We start from the raw sequence: 18,367 nt of genomic DNA, 5'->3' as shown, positions 1-18,367 counted from the left end.
GGCAATGAAAAGCGGCGATTGTACTGCATCACGAAGGATGCGATTCACTCTCGGGACGGGCTGTCGCATTCTTTGTATAAAGAGCGTGGGTAAAGCGCCTCGTGAAAGAGTATCGATCTACAACGGGCGATCTTGAACGAAGGGCGGTAGAATCAGCGCACTTCAGTTATCCACAAGTGGCCGACCCTTGCTAATCGAGTCCCGCCGCCGCGCCTATTTGAACGCCATGCAGGTGGTCAACTGGCTGCCGCGCACCGAATTGCCCTTCGCCGCACCGTCGCGGCCCGAGCTGCTGGACATGCCCGAGCCCGAGGTAGAGGCGCCGGTCGTGCTTGCTCCGCAGGCCGAAGCACCGGCAGCACCGGCTGCGCGTCCGAGTGAGCGGCCGAAGATCGAGGTGCCGCGTCCTTCGCTGGCCAGCACACGAACCAACGCCAAACCGGTAGAGGAGGCCGACGACACGCCAGTCGTCGCCAAACCGGCACCGGTGCCACCACCGCGTTTCGCCCTGCAATTACTGCGCGCCGGGCGATGCCTGCTGCTGGTCGAGTTACCCACAGGCGAACCGTTCCAGAGCCGTGATCCCGCCTATTTGCTGCTGAAAGACATGCTGCGCGCCGCCGGTCTGCCGGATGCGCCGCAAATCGTCGGTGAGCCGGTGCGCTGGCCGTGGCTCAATCGCGGCACCATGGATCAAGGCCCGGAGGCGGCGCGTGATTTCGTTCAGGGTTTCCTTTCCGTGCAAATGGAAGCCGCACCCTGCGCCTGTCTGTGGCTGATCGGCCTTCCGGCGGTGCGTTTTGCCGGTGAAGCGGATGCCGAAGCGTTCAATCGTGAATTGCAGATCGAAGGTCTGGGCTCGGCCTGGGCCATTCCCGGTCTGGAATTGTTAATGGAAGAGCCACAGCGCAAGGCCGCTGTGTGGCAAGCCATGCGTCGGCTGATGGCGCGCTGGAAAGAATCGAATGAGTGACGCTGTATCGTTCCGCCCGATGACCGAGGCGGATCTGGAAACCGTGCTGAAAATCGAGTACGCCGCGTACAGCCATCCGTGGACCCGGGGGATTTTTCTCGACGGCCTGGGTAAATACCAGATATGGCTGATGTTCGAAGGTGAGCAACAGGTTGGCCACGGGGTGGTGCAGATCATTCTGGATGAGGCGCATCTGCTCAACATTACCGTCAAACCGGAAAATCAGGGGCGCGGGCTGGGGCTGACGTTGCTCGAGCATCTGATGTCGCGGGCCTATGCGGCTTCGGCGCGAGAATGTTTTCTGGAAGTGCGTGACAGCAATACGGGCGCGTTCAAGTTGTATGAGCGTTATGGCTTCAACGAGATTGGCCGACGTCGGGATTATTATCCGGCGGTGGGTGGGCGCGAAGATGCCGTGGTCATGGCCTGCACCCTGGTTGACTGATCGCCTTTAAAAGCTTCGTCGGAACGCCCCCCCGGAGCAAGCTCGCTCCCACAGTGGATTTGATTCGCACACAAATTCTGTGATCAAACCAAAAACCTGTGGGAGCGAGCCTGCTCGCGAAAGCGTCCCGTCAGGCACTGATGATCAACGGTTGCCATCCAGCGGATCGCGCCGCGCCAGTTCCGCCTCATCCAGCCCGTTGCCTCCGCCAATGTCATCTTCATCGACGATGCTCAAGTCCCAATCGGCCTGATTGCCTTCCCCGGCCTCTTCGGCGTCCCGCGCGCCATCTTCATGGATCAGCGTTTCCGGGCTCAGGTCATCGTCAGTCGGCTCATGATCACTGACCGAAGCCCCGGTCATGCCCGCCTCTCGTACACGCTCACGGGGCATCAACTGTTCACGTTCACGCTCGGGGATTTCATCACCGATTTTCGCGCTAGGCTCGTCTTCATCGAAATCCAGCTCATGCACCGAACCCATGCGGTCTTCGTTATCATCGATGGGCTCCGGTTGCACCGCATCGTAAGGGCGTCGTGAATCAGTCATGGCAAATCCTCATACTGTGGGCCTTACTAAGGTGGACTCACCGGACACACGAGAATTCCCATGAAATCACTTGCGATTCTGGCGTGACCCCGACGGGCGGTCGTCTGTCAAAGCAGCGCATCTTTCTTGAGGCCTTACAGCATGCACGACTTACAAGACCTGATTGATAACAACGAGCGTTGGGCTGACGCGATCACCAAGGAAGACCCGGATTTCTTCGCCAAGCTGGCGCGCCAGCAAACGCCGGAATATCTGTGGATCGGCTGTTCCGACGCACGTGTGCCGGCTAACGAGATCGTCGGCATGCTGCCGGGTGATCTGTTTGTGCACCGCAACGTCGCCAACGTGGTGCTGCACACCGACCTCAATTGCCTGTCGGTGATCCAGTACGCGGTCGACGTGCTCAAGGTTAAACACATTCTCGTCACCGGCCACTACGGCTGCGGCGGTGTACGCGCCTCGATGCAGGACCGTCAGTTCGGTCTGATCGACGGCTGGCTGCGTTCGATCCGCGATCTGTACTACGAAAAACGCGAGGAGCTGGCCAAGTTACCGACCGAAGAAGAGCAGGTTGATCGCATGTGCGAACTCAACGTGATCCAGCAAGTGGCTAACGTCGCCCACACCAGCATCATCCAGAACGCCTGGCATCGCGGGCAGAGCCTGTCGATCCACGGTTGCATCTACGGCATCAAGGACGGTCGCTGGAAAAGCCTGAACACCACCATCAGTGGTTTCGAGCAATTGCCGCCGCAATACCGTTTGCGTCCGGTTGGCGCGTTGTAAACGGCCTTTCAGCGCAAACCCGAGTGCCGCCAGCGCTGTAAAAAGTGCTGGCCCTCGATGCTGGGCGGTTCGTCGTAACCGGTGATCCACCCTCGACAGCGTTTGGCTCCGCAGCCGCAGGCAAACTGATGCAGCAGTTTGTCTTCGGTGGCGGCGTAGTCCATGGTCAGCCGCTCCCCCCTGTGGATATCTTTCAACGCCCACAACCACAGCTCGCTCATGTCGAGAAACACATTGGGGTCGCAGGCGTGTTCGATCAAACCGCAAAAGCGCGGATCGTAAATGTGGATGCCCGTCAGCATCTGTCGGGTCTGTCGGCAGCGATAGGGCAGAAGTTGCCCTGACACCCGGCACATCCGATGGCTTTGCAGAAACTCACGCCGCGCCGCGACCCCCATAGGGCTGGCGTGCGCATCGTGGATGATTTCGAAATCGGTACTGGCGGGAAATCCCAGTCGCACGGGAAGACCGGCGAAGGGATAAATGCCCTCTGTGTCGCGTGGCGACGATTGCGCCATGGCGTGGATATTCATAACAGTCCTTGCCGCAAAGGTTTTGCGACTTCCTGGGGTTGACGTCCTGTCAGTGCTGCAACACTTCTGTTTGGATCCAATCTTGTCGTATTAGGTATAGCTGGTCTACTGTCAGATCTGACAGGCGAGTTAGACGCTTTCCCGCGTCAGCATTGGCTGACACGGGAGCGCTTCAAGCGATTACAGGTGCGGGGCGGGAACGGCGGTGGCAGGCAGCGGTGCCTGCAACTGCTTCAGTTGTGCCTTGATCGGAGTGGTCGCGCACTTGGCGACAGCCTGTTCCGGGGTCAGGTTGCGGATCGAGGTGTAGAACAACTCGCAGGTTTTGACTTTCTGCGTGACCTGCCACGTCTGCGTGCAACTGTTGAGCGTGGCCTGTGCATCGCTGCCTGGTTTGCTGCCCATACCCGCCTGCCAGCAGGCCGCGCTCAAATCCTGACCCATGACTTTCAGGCCCGCAGCATCAGCCTTGGCCTGTGCGTCGTCGCCGGTGTAGCTTTTCGGGTCAGCGGCGTACCAGATATAACTCGGGTGGTTGGAACCCAGCACCGGCACTTTCACGCCTTCGCTCGGGCTGATCGTCGCCAGGCCCAAGACATTCACGGTTGGCCCGTATTGCTGCTTGATCCAGTTACGCACCGGCGCGCCGAACGCGACCATCGGCAGCGTCGTGCCGCTGGCGGTCTGGCTGAACTGTTTGACCAGCGTGGTCTGGTAGTCCTTGAAGTAGTCATACACGCCTTCCAGATCACTGCCAGCATTGGACGGCGCAGCGATCGGGGCGATATCGATGATGGTTTGATAGGCCGGCGTCTGCTCGGCAGGAATGCCATTGTCAGTCAGCAGCGTCGCCCAACGATCGGTGGTGTTCGAACGCAAATAGTCCTGCGCTTGGGTCAGCGAGTAATCCGGCGGGAAGTGCAGCAACTCGACACTTTTACGGTTTTCCAAAGCCATGCCCAGCGGCAGGAACAGGTACCAGCTGTAGGCCCATTTACCGTCGGCGTTGAGTTTGCTGGCGCCGGTGTAGGCCAGATCTCCCGCGTCCAACAGCGCCGACAGCGGTTTGTCGTAATCCTTTGGCACGCCGGTGATCTCGGCGTAGAGCTGGCCGTTATCGGTTTTTACCAACACCTTGGCATCGGCATAACCATCGCGTTGCACGCTCTGGCTCAGGTAATGGGCGACAGTCTGTTCCAGCGTCCAGTTGCGGAAGCAGATTACGCTGCAATTGTTGGGGTAAGCGAACAGGCGGGTAACGCGTTCGGTGCTGCCCAGTTTCAGATCGACATCGGCGTGGGCGGCCGCGCTCAGCGTCAGCGCGGCAAGTGTGAGTCCTGCGAGTTTGAACATGCTCAGATCCTTTTCAGCGTGGGTTCCCCGCGTGTCGGGGGCGCCTCATAGTGGATCAGCCGCGTTTGACAGAGAAGCCGTCATCCGCAGATTTTTGCGCAAACTCGCTGGGCTGGGTTTCAGGCCGGAAAATGCAGGGCGTTGGTCAAATCGCCCATGGGTTGCTGGCCCCGGGCAACCATCGCCTCGTCACGTTGTTTGAGACCGTCGAGCGTTTCCAACTGGAAGACACGGGTGATCAACCGCAGGATCGATGCCGTGTCGTAGACCGTATGATCCACCGTGCCCCTGCGTGCAAACGGCGACACTACCAGCGCCGGCACTCGCGAGCCCGGCCCCCAGCGGTCGCCCTTGGGCGGCGCGACGTGATCCCACCAGCCGCCGTTCTCGTCGACCGTGACGATCACCACCATGTTTTGCCACTGTGGACTTTCACGCAGCACCTTCAGCGCACGCACGATGTGCCGATCCCCGGACGCCACGTCTGCATAACCGGCGTGCATGTTCAGGTTGCCTTGCGGTTTGTAGAAGCTCACTGCCGGCAACTTGCCCGCTTCGGCATCGGCGAAGAATTTGTTGCTGCTCGACTCATCGCCCAGGCCAGCATCGCGCAGGCGTTTATTGCGCTCGTCGGGGTTCTCCGGGCCTTGTTGCTTGAAGTAGTTGAACGGCTGATGGTGATACTGGAAGTTGGGGATTTTCGGAATGCCGCCGGAATCCTTGTACTGCTCCAGCGTCGCCTGCCACGCGCCGGCATACCACGCCCAGTCAATGTGCTTTTTCGACAGCTTGTCGCCGATGTGTTCGTGGGTCTGCGGCACCATCACGTTGGGCAGATCCGCTTTTGAATACGCCGGGCGTTCAGGGTCGCGAATCCACGTCGGCCAGTAGGGTGGGGCGAGGGTGTTGACGCCGAAGCCATCCGGGGTCAGTGCACTTGGGCCGAACTGCGGCGGGCCGGTCATGGCGCTGGCCGGCGATTGCTCCAGCGGCTTGAGGCGCGGGTCGCTCGGATCATCGCTTTGCAGCGCGGCGATCTGCGACTTGGCCACCGAATTGGCCGCGTCTGGATAGAACGGCGCGGTGGCGCTGATCAGGTATTGGTGGTTGAGAAACGAGCCTCCGAAGGCGCCCTGGAAGAAGTTGTCGCACAGCACGAATTCCTGCGCGACATCCCACAGGCGCAGGGAATAGCGGCTCTGGGCGTAGTGGCCCATGGTCAAGCCGCCGGAGTCGGCCCAGGCGACGAAGCCATCGTTCTTGCCGCCATTGATCTGCATTTGGTTTTGATAGAACACGTGCCACAAGTCGCGGGTCACCAGGCCGAACGGCAAGTCCTCGCCGTTCGGGCCTTTGAGGGCGAACGGTGCGTTGGGCAGGTTTTCCTGAAACTGCGTGGCGTTGGGGTAAGTCACGCCATCAAGGGTTTGCGGGCCGATCTGCAGCACACCGCCCCAGACCGGAGGCAGGGTTTGCAGCAGCGAGCCGTCGCGATCACGTTGTTGATAGTCGCCGGGTTTGAGCGCGGCCAGCGGCTTTTCGACACCGGGGAAATCACCGAACAGGTTATTGAAACTGCGGTTCTCGGCGTAGATCACCACTACGGTTTTCACTTGGTCGCGCAGGGCTTTGTCCAGCTCGGCGGGCGTCAGCGGGCGTTCGGTCGGTTTGCCCGGTTGATCGCTGGCGCTGCCACACCCGGCCAGCGTGGCACCGACACCGAGCACCGCGACGCCGCCGAGAAAGCGGCGGCGACTGGTGTCGGTGGGGTGATTGGATTCAGGTGCGTCAGTGCCGTCTGTTTCATCTTTCATCGGTCAGCCCGCTTGCTTAATTGTTTCAGTATGTTTCGGGCGGACGCTAGCAAGGCAATATGACGGTTGGGTGACAGAGCGTTTTGTCGTTGCGCTCCTAGCCGGGCATGAGCTGGGTGAGCGAATAGCCGAGCCTGCTCGCCGCTGTTACGGCGGTCATGACCACCAGAAACAGCAATTGCAGCGGACTGAAGTGCGCCCAATGCAATGCGGTCAGCCAAGGGTGGCGGCTGCTCAGTTCCGGATCGAGCGAACCGATACGGCGTTTGTGCACCAGCCCGATCAGGAGCGTGCCGACATAAGTGAGCGCGCCCAGCGGCCCGAGCATCAGCGAAAACAACAGCAGCATCACCACCTGCGGAACCCCGTGGCGTATCACCAGCCAGCGCGTGTCAGGGTTCCATTTGCGCGGAATCAGTCCCTCGGTGAGCCACAGATCCGGCACGATCACGTGGGCCGTGAGCACCACCCACCAACTCAATGCAAAGCGAAAAAACCATACCGGTACGCAGGCAAAGATCATCGGAATGAAGATGAGATTGGCGGCATCCCTTTTCTCAATACCCAGATAGAACAGGCACAGCGCCAAGGCAATTGCCGCCCATACCCGTACCCAGGTCTCGGCGGCGATGGGCCGTGGAAAGAACCGTCGCCAGTAAAAAACATCGGCATAGGGCAAACGTGCGAGCAGTTCGGGGAAGCGCCAAGCAAGCTTTTCCGACAAGTCATGGCAGGCCTGCCATTCATTCTGGCCAAAGCCATCAATGATCTTCTTCTGCTGCAGGGGCTTGAGCGGATTGATCAACAGATGCGCGGCCTGAACGTCGGCCGCCCACGTGCGGTCACTTTCCGCCTTGCCCCGCAGATTGTCATAGAAGCTTTCCTGATCGCAGCGTTCGATCAGTCTGTCCCAGAGCCAGTCCGGTTGCGGGTGCAGGCCTTTGTTGTGATCCCAGCCGAACAGTTGGCCGATGCGGTCGAACAGCGGCACGCTCCACTCGCTTTCATTGAGCAAGTGCAGCAGGGTTTGCTGCCATTGTTCGCGGCGATCGAAAACCTGCAGCCACGGTTGGGCGCTGTAGCGTTTGAGCACGTTGAGGAATTCGCGCTCGCTCTGGCTTTCCAGCAGCGCTTGCAGGGTGTTTCGGTAATCGGCCATCAGGCTCTCAGCGAGTCCGTCACGCTGACGATCATTCATCAGCACGTCTTGCCACGGCCCCAACCATCCCAGTTGCTCGACGGCCCAGTGCAGCACTGGGCTGCGCAGATGTGTCTGTTCAAAACACAACTGCAGTAACAGCCTTTCGAAGGCCTTGGCGCAGCCTTGCTGTTGCGCCTGATCCCAACGCTCGCCGAGATTTTCTGGCGATAGCCCTTCAAGCAGTTGCCGCGCGGCCTGCGCTTCAAGCACATACGCTTCTGTGTCCGGGGCCGCCGTCAGAGGCTCGACAGGCAAAGCATCATCCTTCGCCGGCGGCGCAAAAGGCTCCGGGGCTGCCGGGTTGACGGGCGGAAAGTCGAGATCGGCAAAATCCCACGCGGTGTTTTGCGGGTGGCTGCGGTTGTTTGCCAGCGCAGCATCGAGAGCCAGTGCGGCAAAGGCGCTGGAAGCCGTGCCCACGGCGACGTCGTCTTCGTCCGCAGGCTCAGCGTTTTCAAGGCGCCACCGGGCAATTGCCAACGCTTGTTCGTAGGCTTCGCGCAAACGCTGGAAACCCTCGGCATCCTCATCGGGGCGGAAGGTTTTCAGCAGACGCGCATAGGCGCGTTTAATGTCGCGCGCTTCAGCGTCATCGTGCAGGTGCAGCACCGACCAGCAATCCATGGTCAGGCTCCTTATTGCCACGGGGTGCGGTCAAGTTCGCTCAGGCGTCGGCTCAAGTCGGTGCGCACTTCGCGGATCTGGCGCTCGTCCTGAGAGTCGAGGGCTATCTGGAATTGCTTGGCCCAATCGCCCATCAGATCACGCATATCGCCCAGGCTTTCCTGATAGAGGCGCTCCAGACGTGCAGTCAACAGCGTGTTGACCTGCTGCTCGCGCGGATGAATTTTCAGCTGTGCCAGGTTCTGCAGGCGTTGCTGGATTTCCTCCGGCGAGAGCACGCCGGGGTTGTTCTCGATCACCAGCGAATGCTGTTGCCCAGTCAGGGGGATTTTCACCTGGGCTTCAAGCAGGCCGTTGTTGTCGTAGGTGAAACGCACATCGAGAGCGACTTCGCCGGCCTTGCGTTTCGGCACCTTGATGTCCAGTTCGCCGAGTGCCACGTTGTCTTTGACCAGGCGGCTTTCGCCCTGAAAGATGCGCACGACCACCTGTTCCTGATTGTCGTGCAGGGTGTACACGGTTTTCACCCGACTGACCGGCACGATGCTGTTGCGCTCGATGATCGGCAGGTAGTGGCCGCTCTCATAGTTGCGGCCGACCTGTGTGGAGGTTTCGATGCCCAGGGTGTAGGAGCAGACATCGGTCAGCACCACTTCTTCCAGCGCTGCAGCGCGAGCCTTGAGTGCCGCCTGAATGGCCGCGCCCTGTGCCACGACCTGATCCGGGTCGAGGGTGATCGACGGGAAGCGGCCGAACAGCCCGGCAGCGAGTTTGCGCACCAGCGGCATGCGCGTGGTGCCACCGACCAGCAAAATCTCGTCGAGGTCGCTGACACGGATGCGCGCATCGCGCAGCGCCCGCTCAATCGGCGCACGTAGGCGTTCGAGCAGCGGCATGTACAGCGTTGCCAACTGTTGTTGGGTGATGGTGTGCGTCCACTGCCGCTCACCGAGTTGCAAGCGGAATTCGGCGCTGTCGTCCTGGCCCAGCGCCTTGCGCACGCGCTCGGCCTCGCGACGCAGCGGCTGGATGACGCTGCTGCGCTCAGGGAAGTCGGCGGCCGAACGGTGCTGGCTGATGAAGTGCTCCAGCAGCACCGTGTCGAAGTCTTCGCCACCGAGGAAGTTGTCACCGGCGCTGGCGCGCACTTCCATGACCCCTTCGAACAGCTCCAGAATCGACACGTCGAACGTGCCGCCACCGAGGTCGAAGACCAGGAACGAAGTTTCCTTGTCGCGTTGGTGCAGTCCATAGGCGAGGGCGGCAGCGGTCGGCTCGTTGATCAGCTTCTCGACCTTCAGCCCGGCCAGTTCGCCGGCGATGCGCGTGGCTTTGCGTTGAGCGTCGCTGAAGTAGGCCGGAACGCTGATCACGGCTTCGGTGACGGTTTCGCCGTAGGCGCGTTCAACGTCTTCCTTCAGACTCTTGAGCACCAGCGCGGACAGCTCTTCCGGGCGAAACGCCTTGTCGGCCAGGTACGTTTGCGTGGCGCTGCCCATGTGGCGCTTGAACAGCGACGCGGTCAGGCGCGGATGCGTGTGCAGACGCTCGCGCGCCGCCTGACCGACCAGAATCCGGCCCTGATCATCCAGGCCGACAACGCTCGGTGTCAGGAACTGACCCAGGGCATTGGGCACCAACTCGGTGGCATCGCCACGCCAGACGGCGACCAGGCTGTTGGTGGTTCCCAGGTCAATCCCTACGATCATTGCAACGAACTCCCTTTGCGCTTGGTAAAAAATGGAAACATTTATGGGCACGCAGAATATTACCGAGGGAGCGATGCGGTAAAGCAGGATGATGGCTCTGAGCCATTATTTGCGACAGGCAGCCCGACACAGAGCTGTTTCAGGAGAAAAGTGTGGGGCGCGGCCATCATGACTGCGCCCCGCTAGGGTTAAGGCATCACTGGCGGCGTATACGCCAGCGTCGTCCCCAACGCCCACAGCAACAGCAGCACCAGCGGCGTGTGCACCAGCAATTGCACAAAGGAGAATCCGATCAGGTCCCGCGCTTTCAGCCCGAGTACGCCGAGCAGCGGCAGCATGTAGAACGGGTTGATCAGGTTCGGCAGCGCTTCGGCCGCGTTGTAGATCTGCACTGCCCAGCCGAGGTGGTACTGCAGATCATTGGCGACCTGCATCACGTACGGCGCCTCGATAATCCACTTGCCGCCACCGGATGGAATGAAGAAACCGAGAATCGCCGAGTACACGCCCATCAACAGTGCATAAGTGTCGTGGGAGGCGATGCTGACGAAGAACGTTGAGATGTGGTGCGCCAGGGTTTGCGCGTCCGTACCTTTGACCGTGGTCATCAGCGCGGCGATCGAGCCGTACAGCGGGAACTGGATCAACACGCCTGTGGTGGTCGGCACGGCGCGGGCGACGGCATCGAGGAAACTGCGCGGCCGCCAGTGCAGCAAGGCGCCGAGCATGATGAACAGGAAGTTATAGGTGTTCAGCCCGGAAATCGCGGTGATCGCCGGTTTGGTTGAAAACTCATGGAACAGCCATCCCGCTGCCAACAGCACCAGCATGATGATCAGCAGCGGACTGTGTTCCAGCCATTCACCCGGACGCGTACGCGGTTGCAGCGGTGGCAGGTTGAAGGCCGGGTCGATGCCACAGGCCTTGGCGTCGCGCGCCGAATTCGGCCCGGGGGCGGTGGCGTAGGCGATGATGATCGAGATCACGATCAGCGCCAGCAACATCACGCCGGACTGCCAGAGGAAAATCGTTTCGGTGAACGGAATCACCCCGGTGATCGACAGGATCGACGGCGGCAGGCTGGCGGGGTTGGCCTGCAACTGTGCAGCCGACGACGACAAGCCCAACGCCCACACTGCGCCAAGGCCCAGATAAGCCGCAGCACCGGCGGCGCGGTAATCCATTTTCAGATCAGTGCGGCGGGCGAGGGCGCGCACCAGCAAACCGCCGAACACCAGCGACAGGCCCCAATTGAGTAGGGACGCGACCATCGAGATCAGCGCCACCCAGGCCACGGCGGAACGGCCGTTTTTCGGGATCCGCGCCAGCCGGTCAATCAGTTTCACGGCCGGTGGCGAACTGGCGACCACGTAGCCGCCGATCACCACGAAGGCCATTTGCATAGTGAACGGGATCAGGCTCCAGAACCCGTCGCCGAACGCCATCGCCGCATCGGTGGGTTTGGCGCCCATGGCCAGGGTGGCCAGGGCGACGATGATCACGGCCAGCGCGGCGAATACCCAGGAATCGGGGAACCAGCGTTCGGCAAAGCTTGAACAGCGCAGGGCAAAGCGTGCGGAGCGGCTATCTTCGATATCAACGGCCACAGGAAGTACCTCGGATTTTTTATGGTTATTTTTGATCCGGCAGGCGAAACGCAGATCTCCTGTAGGAGTGAGCCTGCTCGCGATGGCATCGGCACGTTCAACATGGAGGTGACAGACACACCGCTATCGCGAGCAGGCTCACTCCTACAAGGTTCCCGGCTCGGCTCGAGGTCGGTGGGTTTCACCTGGCAGGACAGGCTTCAACAGTAAATCAAGCGAAGACGATTTGTGAGCAGGTTTTGCAAAACCGGGACTATGGTCTAACGGGTTGTCCATCCGGCCATTTGCGTAGACCATGGGCGCCTTGGTTTTTTGCCTGCCAGAGTTCTTTGCCATGACCGCCCAATCCACGGCCAAACCCTTGCCGTTCAGCCGCTCCGACTACAAGACCCTCGGCCTTGCGGCCCTTGGCGGGGCGCTGGAGATTTACGATTTCATCATTTTCGTATTCTTCGCCCTGACCCTCAGTCAGTTGTTTTTCCCGCCGGAAATGCCTGAGTGGCTGCGTCTGCTGCAAAGCTTCGGGATCTTTGTCACCGGCTACCTGGCGCGGCCGCTGGGCGGGATCCTGATGGCGCATTTCGCCGACAGACTCGGGCGCAAGAAAGTCTTCAGCCTGAGCATCCTGATGATGGCGCTGCCGTGCCTGCTGATCGGGATCATGCCGACCTATGCCCAGATCGGTTATTTCGCGCCGCTGCTGTTGCTGGCGCTGCGCATCCTGCAGGGCGCGGCGGTTGGCGGGGAGGTGCCGAGTGCCTGGGTGTTTGTCGCCGAGCACGCACCGGCCGGCCATCGTGGTTACGCGTTGGGCTTTTTGCAGGCCGGGCTGACCTTCGGTTATCTGATCGGCGCGTTGACTGCGACGTTCCTCGCGCAAGTCTTCACCCCGGCGGAAATCCTCGATTACGCCTGGCGCTATCCGTTCCTGCTCGGTGGTGTGTTCGGCGTGATCGGCGTTTACCTGCGGCGCTGGTTGAGCGAAACCCCGGTGTTCATGGCCATGGAAACGCAGCGCGAGGCGCGGGTTGAACTGCCGCTGCGCACGGTGCTTCGCGAGCATCGATTGGCGATGCTGCCGGCGATGCTTTTGACGTGCGTGCTGACTTCGGCGGTGGTGGTATTCGTCGTCATCACCCCGACCATGATGCAGAAAACCTTCGGCATGACCGCCAGCCACACCTTCGCCCTCAGCGCGTTGGGCATCGTCTTCCTCAATATCGGCTGTGTGATTGCCGGTCTGTTGGTTGATCGCCTCGGTGCGTGGCGCACGGTCATGCTCTACAGTCTGCTGCTGCCATTGGGTATCGGTGTGCTTTATGGCTGCCTGATCAGCGGTGGCGAGTGGATTGGCATTGCGTATGCCATTGCTGGTCTGGCGTGCGGTGTCGTCGGCGCCGTGCCATCGGTGATGGTCGGCTTGTTCCCCGCGCGTATCCGCGTGTCCGGCATTTCCTTCACCTACAACATTGCCTACGCGGCGTGGGCGAGCACCACACCGCTGTTGCTGATCGGTCTGATGTCGTGGAGTCCGTGGATCTGTGTGATGTTCTGCGCGGTGATGGGCGTTGTGGGGCTATTGACGGCAGCGTATTTTGGCTCGCGAATGCCGCGCACAGGACAATGTCAGGTGGCCGGAGCTGCCTGACAGCGTGCGCTCGAACTATTTTTGACCGGCGGGTCGCAAACGCTCTTCAGAAAAGCTTTTCAAGGCCGATGGCTAGGCTGTATCCCGCTTTCTATCCTGCCCATTGGTACTTTCCCATGTTCAACAAACGCCTGAAGCAAGAGCTGGCCGCTCTTCGTGAAGAACTCTCCAGCCTTGTGCAGGTGAAGGAAAGCCTGGAAAGCGAGATGCTGGTGCTGTGTCTGGAACCTGACGGGCGCATTCAATCGGTCAACCAGAACTTCCTTACCGAGATGCTCTACAAGAGCCAGGACCTGATCGGTCGAGCGATTGAAGATATCGTCCCGGCCCACGTAAAGACCGACGAATTCCATCACCGCTTCAAAAACGCCATGACGCGCGGCGAGCATTTCGCCGGTGCCGTGCGCCTGTTGCGCGGCAATGGTGAGGAAGCGTGGCTGCGTTCCATCGTGCAACCGGTGCGTTCTTCGGACGGGCGGATCAAGCACATTTCGCTCTACGCCAGCGACCTGACCCGCACCATCGAAGCCTCGCGTGAACACGAAAATCTGATCGGTGCGCTGGTGCGTTCGACGGCGGTAATCGAGTTCGACCTTAACGGTAATGTGCTCAATGCCAACGATCGCTTTCTCAGCGGCATGGGTTACAGCCTGGCGCAGATCAAGGGCAAACATCACCGCATGTTCTGCACGCCGGAGGAATACAACAGCACCGAGTACCAGAACTTCTGGCGCCGTTTGAACAACGGCGAATTCGTCGCTGAACGCTTTAAACGTGTCGACAGTCATGGTCGTACGGTCTGGCTGGAGGCGTCCTATAACCCGGTGGTCGATGCCAACGACAAACTCTACAAAGTGGTGAAGTTCGCCACGGTGATCACCGATCAGGTCAACCGCGAACAAGCAGTAGCCGACGCGGCGAGCATTGCCTACAGCACCTCGCAGCAAACCGACAGCACCGCGCAACGTGGCACCACTGTGGTCACCGAGGCGGTGAATGTAATGCGTGATCTGTCGCGGCACATGCAGGCTGCCGGTGAGGGTATCGAAGCGCTGAACGAGCAGTCGCAGGTGATCGGTACCATCGTCAAAACCATCAGCGGCATTGCCGAACAGACCAACCTGCTGGCGCTCAACGCTGCCATTGAGGCGGCGCGCGCCGGTGAGCAGGGCCGTGGCTTTGCGGTGGTGGCCGACGAAGTGCGGCAACTGGCCTCGCGCACCAGTCAGGCGACCGAAGAGATTGTCACCGTGGTGCGGCAGAACCAGGAAATGGCGCGCAATGCGGTGGCGCTGATGACCGACGGCAAGCTCCAGGCTGAACAGGGCCTGGCGCTGGCGGCAGAGGCGGGCACGGTGATTGTCGAGATTCAGGACGGTGCGCAGAAAGTCGTCAACGCCGTCGGCCAGTTCGCCAACCAACTCTCCCACTAATCTCCACTGATCCATTGTGGGAGCGAGCTTGCTCGCGAAAGCGGTGTGTCATTCAACATTGATGTGACTGACCTATCGCCTTCGTCGGAACGCCGCCCGGAGCAAGCTCGCTCCCACAGGTTCTGTGTTTCTTCAGTGGCAGCGCTACAATCGGCTCCTTTTCCCCCGGAGCAGATCCCATGAGCGATTCCCACCGCCGCCCGGTGCCCCTGAACAAAGCCTACCGTTTGCTCAACCACGGGCCGACCGTGCTGGTCAGCGCCGCTCACGACGGCCAGCGCAACATCATGGCTGCCGCTTGGGCCATGCCGCTGGATTTCGAGCCACCGAAAGTCGCCGTCGTCCTCGATAAATCCACCTGGACCCGCCAGTTGCTCGAAGCGTCCGGCACCTTCGTGCTCAACGTCCCGTGCGTCAATCAGGCCGACATCGTGCAAACCGTCGGCAATACCTCGGGTCTGGACATCACCCAAACCCAAGGGCAAGACAAGTTTCAGGCCTATGGTTTGCAGACTTTTGCCGGTGAACAAGTCGAAGCGCCGCTGCTTGACGGCTGCGTCGCCTGGCTGGAATGCCGCTTGCTGCCTGAGCCGCGCAACCACGAGCAATACGACCTGTTCCTCGCCGAAGTCATCGCCGCCCATGCCGATGAACGTGTGTTCAGTGACGGGCGCTGGCATTTCGAAGGGCATGACGGTTTGCGCACCTTGCACCACGTGGCGGGTGGGCATTTCCTGAAGATTGGTGATGCGGTGGATGGCAAGACGCTCGCGGTTTGAATAATAGCTTTGCGTTGATGTTTGACCTTTGGCCCAATCAAAAAAAATCCGATGCCTTTGCGGGCATCGGATTTTTTATACGTCGAAGTAATTACGCCGTCGGCTGAACGTTATCCAGCGCCTGATTCACCGCCAGCTCAGTCAGCATGACGATTTGCGCGATGCCCAGCGCGGTCTTGCGGTGTGAGGTATCAAGCATGGCGGCAAAGTTGTTGAGCATCTCGGTGACCGAGCCGAGGGTTTCGCTGGCATTGGCCAGCAACGATTCCGTGTCGTACACCGGGTTGGCGAGGTACATCGGCTCGTAGGGTCGATTGGACGCCATGAGGTGAGCGGTCGGTTTCAGGTAGTGGTCGAGGGCGCGGTCGGCCGCTTCGTGGAGTTTTTTGCTGTCGATGGAGGCGTAGGGGGAGGTTGGATCGGTGTTTGTTTCGGGGGGATTGGGTGTTGGCTTTTTCATGATGATTACCCTGTGTGACGGTTGTAGTTGGTCCATTCGATTTCCAGGCGAATGGGTGGCAGCTGTACGCAGGCTGGAAATCCGGGACAGAGTAACCCGGCAGACCCGAAGGTCTCCCGCGCACAGCCGCCATAACAGAGTGCACACCATAAGGGCGCGCAAGGATACGTTATGAATGGCGCTGGTGCGCACAACTGTCGTCGGATTTCCAGGCCCGGTCACTGAATTGGCAGCGACGTGCACAGCCTAGAGAGCGGACGTCCGACGGACAACCTGAAAACCTTGTGGGATAGTTCTGTATTTTTCCGGCATTTTTAAACATTGAAACCTTGCTCGCGGGACAAACAACGCCCCTTACTCGTTGTTCGCCCCGATAAAAAAAGGCCTACCTCCCGGTAAGCCTTTTTTGTTTGCGTCCTAGCCTCAATCCCCCAACGCTTCGCCTTCACGCCGTGGATCCGCGCCACCCTCCAACGACACTTTCCCCTGCGCATCCTTGACCCGCACGATGGCCTGGGTGCCGCTGGTCATGTCGATTTCATTCACCGCATGCCCTTTGTCTTTCAGCGCCTGAATCAGCGCCGGGCTGAACTGGCCTTGTTCCAGTTCGGTCGGGCCATTGCGGCTGCCGAAGTTGGGCAGGCTGATGGCGCTTTGCGGGTCGAGGTGCCAGTCGAGCAGGCCGACGGTGGTCTTGGCCACGTACTCGATGATTTGCGAGCCGCCCGGCGAGCCGACGCTGGCGAGGAATTCGCCGCTGTGGCGATCGAAGATCAGCGTCGGGGCCATCGACGAGCGTGGGCGCTTACCGGGTTCGACGCGGTTGGCGACTTTCTGGCCGTTCTCTTCGGGGATGAACGAGAAGTCGGTCATCTGGTTGTTAAGCAGAAAACCCTGAACCATCAGGTGCGAACCGAATGCGGCTTCGATGGTGGTGGTCATCGACACCGCGCCGCCGAGGTCATCCACCGCGACCACTTGCGAGGTGGAGATGCGCAGCGGCGAACGGTCCGGTGCGTAGGCGACCTGCACACCCGGTGGCGTGCCCGGTTTGGCGCTGACCATGCTGCGTTCGCCGATCAGGCTGGCGCGGCTGGCGAGATATCCGGGATCGACCAGACCTTTGACCGGTACCGGCACGAAGTCGGTATCGGCGACGTATTGCGCGCGGTCGGCGTAGGTAAGACGCTCGGCCTCGGCGATCAGATGCACGGCTTGCGGATCCGGTTCAATGCCGGCCGGTTTGTCGGTCTTCTGCGGTTTCAGCGGCGTCAGGGAAAGACGTGGATCGCGGGTTTCCAGTGCCTGCAACGTACCGAGAATCTGCGCCACGGCGATCCCGCCCGACGACGGTGGCGGCATGCCGCAGACCTGCCAGCGTTTGTAATCGGTGCACAGTGGCGCGCGCTCCTTGGCTTGATAGCGCTGCAGATCGTTCAGTGACAGGCTGCCGGGATTGGCGTGGCCTTGCACCTTGGCAACGATTTCTTCGGCGATCGGGCCTTTGTACAGTGCGTCCGGGCCTTCGTTGGCGATGCGTTTGAGCACGGCGGCCAATGCCGGGTTTTGCAGGCGCGTGCCGACGGCTTTGACGCTGCCATCGGTGTTGAGGAAGTACTTGGCCATATCCGGCGACTGGCGGATGACTGGGTCTGATTCCAGCAGCGAGTGCAATCGCGGGGAGATCGCAAAGCCTTGCTCGGACAGTTTGATCGCCGGTTCAAACAGCTTCGCCCACGGCAGGCGACCGTGTTGTTTATGTGCCATCTCCAGCGCGCGCAACACGCCCGGTGTGCCGACCGAACGACCGCCGATCTGCGCCTGCGGGAACGACATAGGCTGGCCATCGGCACGCAAGAACAGCTTCTCGGTGGCTCCGGCCGGTGCGGTTTCGCGGCCGTCATACGTGCGCACCTGTTTACCGTCCCACAACACGATCATCGCGCCTCCGCCGATCCCGGAAGACTGCGGCTCAACCAGAGTCAGCACCGCTTGCATCGCAATCGCTGCATCAATCGCCGAACCACCTTGACGCAGCATTTCGCGACCGGCCTCAGCAGCCAGAGGATTGGCAGCGGCGGCCATGTGTTGGTTGGCGTGACGGGTTTGCAGATCGGTGCGGAAACCGGACGCGGCTTCCGGTGCCAGCGGCAGGGTCGAAGAGGGCGGGGCGTTGCACGCGGTGAGGGTCAGGGCGCTGATGATCAGCGTCAGGGCAGGCAGGCGAAAGCGGCTCAAGGGCAAGGCTGAAAACACGCGGGCTCTCCGTCCGTGGGATAAAAGTCTCAGGGACTTTATCGACCGCTCGGTCGCGACGCAAACCGGTGGGCATTTTTGTCTTTCTTTTCGGGGCGGATGTTCGCTAGGGTCAACCGCAAATTTATGGAGCACCAACATCCCCTGTAGGAGTGAGCCTGCTCGCGATAGCGGTGGTTCAGTCAACACTGATGTTG

Annotated in this window: 15 protein-coding genes and 1 pseudogene; 7 read left to right on the top strand and 9 right to left on the bottom strand. The window is 60.5% G+C overall.

From position 1 onward, the window contains the following. Window positions 1–226 precede the first annotated feature (226 nt). Both AB4O11_RS03730 and rimI read left to right on the top strand, forming a co-directional pair. Window positions 227–973 (top strand): energy transducer TonB, encoded by a 747-nt coding sequence (locus tag AB4O11_RS03730; protein ID WP_116255203.1) that lies wholly within the window; start codon window positions 227–229, stop codon window positions 971–973. After that, a complete protein-coding gene (gene rimI / locus AB4O11_RS03725; protein WP_007912963.1) occupies window positions 966–1,418 on the top strand; it encodes a ribosomal protein S18-alanine N-acetyltransferase in 453 nt (150 codons plus the stop codon). The genes AB4O11_RS03730 and rimI overlap by 8 nt, the downstream gene beginning before the upstream one ends. A gap of 144 nt (window positions 1,419–1,562) precedes the next feature. Here the strand turns inward: rimI and AB4O11_RS03720 are convergent, their stop codons facing one another. Continuing rightward, a complete protein-coding gene (locus tag AB4O11_RS03720) occupies window positions 1,563–1,967 on the bottom strand; it encodes a hypothetical protein (protein ID WP_016983591.1) in 405 nt (134 codons plus the stop codon). A 141-nt stretch (window positions 1,968–2,108) separates the two neighbouring features. Between AB4O11_RS03720 and can the strand changes: the two genes are divergently transcribed. Then, window positions 2,109–2,753, top strand: coding sequence for a carbonate dehydratase (gene can / locus AB4O11_RS03715; protein ID WP_007912954.1), 645 nt, complete (start codon window positions 2,109–2,111; stop codon window positions 2,751–2,753). A gap of 8 nt (window positions 2,754–2,761) precedes the next feature. Here can and AB4O11_RS03710 read toward each other — a convergent pair whose 3' ends face one another. The 6 genes from AB4O11_RS03710 to AB4O11_RS03685 all read right to left on the bottom strand — a co-directional run bounded on the left by AB4O11_RS03710 (window position 2,762) and on the right by AB4O11_RS03685 (window position 11,594). Beyond that, window positions 2,762–3,286: an SET domain-containing protein-lysine N-methyltransferase gene (locus AB4O11_RS03710; protein ID WP_093441532.1), complete on the bottom strand. Its 525-nt coding sequence runs from the start codon at window positions 3,284–3,286 to the stop codon at window positions 2,762–2,764. 180 nt (window positions 3,287–3,466) lie between these two features. Next, on the bottom strand, window positions 3,467–4,639 hold the full coding sequence (locus tag AB4O11_RS03705; RefSeq protein ID WP_093441527.1) for a hypothetical protein: 1,173 nt from the start codon (window positions 4,637–4,639) through the stop codon (window positions 3,467–3,469). 119 nt (window positions 4,640–4,758) lie between these two features. Further along, a complete protein-coding gene (gene acpA, locus AB4O11_RS03700) occupies window positions 4,759–6,453 on the bottom strand; it encodes an acid phosphatase (RefSeq protein ID WP_093441523.1) in 1,695 nt (564 codons plus the stop codon). 97 nt (window positions 6,454–6,550) lie between these two features. After that, the gene (locus AB4O11_RS03695; RefSeq protein WP_460130168.1) at window positions 6,551–8,278 is read right to left on the bottom strand and encodes a J domain-containing protein; all 1,728 of its coding nucleotides are present in this window, start codon (window positions 8,276–8,278) and stop codon (window positions 6,551–6,553) included. A gap of 11 nt (window positions 8,279–8,289) precedes the next feature. Next, entirely contained in the window at window positions 8,290–9,987 is a 1,698-nt protein-coding gene (locus tag AB4O11_RS03690) for a molecular chaperone HscC (protein WP_116255199.1), read from the bottom strand. A gap of 188 nt (window positions 9,988–10,175) precedes the next feature. Further along, a complete protein-coding gene (locus AB4O11_RS03685; RefSeq protein WP_460088990.1) occupies window positions 10,176–11,594 on the bottom strand; it encodes a short-chain fatty acid transporter in 1,419 nt (472 codons plus the stop codon). Between the two features lie 334 nt (window positions 11,595–11,928). On the opposite strand from AB4O11_RS03685, the gene AB4O11_RS03680 reads away from it, so the two are divergent. From AB4O11_RS03680 to AB4O11_RS03665, 4 genes and pseudogenes are all read left to right on the top strand, one after another. Continuing rightward, window positions 11,929–13,242 (top strand): MFS transporter, encoded by a 1,314-nt coding sequence (locus AB4O11_RS03680; protein WP_460088989.1) that lies wholly within the window; start codon window positions 11,929–11,931, stop codon window positions 13,240–13,242. Beyond that, window positions 13,218–14,087, top strand: a pseudogene (locus AB4O11_RS03675) (PAS domain-containing protein); the annotation flags it as partial. The gene AB4O11_RS03680 and the pseudogene AB4O11_RS03675, both read left to right, overlap by 25 nt. Beyond that, window positions 14,067–14,675: a methyl-accepting chemotaxis protein gene (locus AB4O11_RS03670; RefSeq protein ID WP_416221731.1), complete on the top strand. Its 609-nt coding sequence runs from the start codon at window positions 14,067–14,069 to the stop codon at window positions 14,673–14,675. The pseudogene AB4O11_RS03675 and the gene AB4O11_RS03670, both read left to right, overlap by 21 nt. 179 nt (window positions 14,676–14,854) lie before the next feature. Then, window positions 14,855–15,454 (top strand): flavin reductase family protein, encoded by a 600-nt coding sequence (locus AB4O11_RS03665; protein WP_116255197.1) that lies wholly within the window; start codon window positions 14,855–14,857, stop codon window positions 15,452–15,454. A gap of 91 nt (window positions 15,455–15,545) precedes the next feature. Here the strand turns inward: AB4O11_RS03665 and AB4O11_RS03660 are convergent, their stop codons facing one another. Then, entirely contained in the window at window positions 15,546–15,914 is a 369-nt protein-coding gene (locus tag AB4O11_RS03660) for a DUF6124 family protein (RefSeq protein ID WP_242206845.1), read from the bottom strand. A 423-nt stretch (window positions 15,915–16,337) separates the two neighbouring features. After that, window positions 16,338–18,170, bottom strand: coding sequence for a gamma-glutamyltransferase (gene ggt, locus AB4O11_RS03655; protein WP_460130165.1), 1,833 nt, complete (start codon window positions 18,168–18,170; stop codon window positions 16,338–16,340). Between the last annotated feature and the right edge of the window lie 197 nt (window positions 18,171–18,367).

The organism is Pseudomonas sp. H1_D05, from assembly GCF_054682705.1.
The sequence above is the reverse complement of the archived record's forward strand: the minus strand, read 5'-3'. Positions and strand labels throughout refer to the sequence as shown.

Excerpts from the sequence above, each read along its gene's own strand:
- AB4O11_RS03730 (WP_116255203.1), top strand. The coding sequence starts at position 227 with ATGCAGGTGGTCAACTGGCTGCCGCGCACCGAATTGCCCTTCGCCGCA.
- rimI (WP_007912963.1), top strand. The coding sequence starts at position 966 with ATGAGTGACGCTGTATCGTTCCGCCCGATGACCGAGGCGGATCTGGAA.
- AB4O11_RS03720 (WP_016983591.1), bottom strand. The coding sequence starts at position 1,967 with ATGACTGATTCACGACGCCCTTACGATGCGGTGCAACCGGAGCCCATC.
- can (WP_007912954.1), top strand. The coding sequence starts at position 2,109 with ATGCACGACTTACAAGACCTGATTGATAACAACGAGCGTTGGGCTGAC.
- AB4O11_RS03710 (WP_093441532.1), bottom strand. The coding sequence starts at position 3,286 with ATGAATATCCACGCCATGGCGCAATCGTCGCCACGCGACACAGAGGGC.
- AB4O11_RS03705 (WP_093441527.1), bottom strand. The coding sequence starts at position 4,639 with ATGTTCAAACTCGCAGGACTCACACTTGCCGCGCTGACGCTGAGCGCG.
- acpA (WP_093441523.1), bottom strand. The coding sequence starts at position 6,453 with ATGAAAGATGAAACAGACGGCACTGACGCACCTGAATCCAATCACCCC.
- AB4O11_RS03695 (WP_460130168.1), bottom strand. The coding sequence starts at position 8,278 with ATGGATTGCTGGTCGGTGCTGCACCTGCACGATGACGCTGAAGCGCGC.
- AB4O11_RS03690 (WP_116255199.1), bottom strand. The coding sequence starts at position 9,987 with ATGATCGTAGGGATTGACCTGGGAACCACCAACAGCCTGGTCGCCGTC.
- AB4O11_RS03680 (WP_460088989.1), top strand. The coding sequence starts at position 11,929 with ATGACCGCCCAATCCACGGCCAAACCCTTGCCGTTCAGCCGCTCCGAC.
- AB4O11_RS03665 (WP_116255197.1), top strand. The coding sequence starts at position 14,855 with ATGAGCGATTCCCACCGCCGCCCGGTGCCCCTGAACAAAGCCTACCGT.
- AB4O11_RS03660 (WP_242206845.1), bottom strand. The coding sequence starts at position 15,914 with ATGAAAAAGCCAACACCCAATCCCCCCGAAACAAACACCGATCCAACC.